This is a genomic window from Vibrio sp. YT-19(2023) (assembly GCF_033337395.1).
In genome coordinates this window covers 1-691 of the sequence record NZ_JAWOQN010000516.1, presented here as the reverse complement: position 1 = coordinate 691, position 691 = coordinate 1, and the positions used below count along the sequence as shown (strand labels likewise).

Sequence of the window (691 nt, the reverse complement as noted above, 5' to 3'; positions counted from 1 at the left end):
GTGAAACGCGACCGCATCATTCATATCGTTTCGGGTTGAGTTAAACCCTTCTCCGCCACCCGCAGGGCCGGGAATCGTGGCTGCCAATTCATCATTAAGCTCTGTGCCAGAATCCCACACGTTCATGTTCATCTCGTAACTCTCACCCACTGCGAGTGACTTGAGCGATAATCCCGTTTCGCCAACAAAGGCATCATTAGTGTTCACGAGCATCGAAGCCAGCGACAAATAACCATAACGATGAGGATTGACTGTGATGGTGACTTCGTCCGATGAGCCCGGCAGCAGCAAACCGTTACCAGAGACACCTTGGTAGACGTTGTCGTCACTGTTCATCAGAGCAATCAGCTCGGCATTGCTGCCACCCTCGGCTAAGTGTTCTAACTCAACCGACGCACTTTGACCAATTTCGAATAGCTGAAAATTGCTATTGTGAGTCAGCACCGCCAGCGGAGACATCGGTTGATTCGCCGTTAAGTTCTCGACATTCACCGTATATCGGTATGACTTCGCGACATCATTATCGTCATCATTCGGACAACCAGCGAGCACTCCGACAGAGGCCGCTACCAGTAAGATTTTGTATTTCATACCTCCTCCTTACTTCACAACAATTGTGATGGTTGCTACTGGGTTTAACCAACGATGATGACTGCTATCGAGATCACTCTTGCCACCAGCCGGATCGCTG

1 protein-coding gene is annotated in these 691 nt (G+C 49.9%); it reads right to left on the bottom strand.

All coding sequences use genetic code 11. The features are described from left to right. A partial coding sequence (locus tag R7E78_RS26845; protein ID WP_318058702.1) for a spondin domain-containing protein occupies positions 1-591 on the bottom strand: 591 nt, incomplete at its 3' end. Positions 592-691 lie beyond the last annotated feature (100 nt).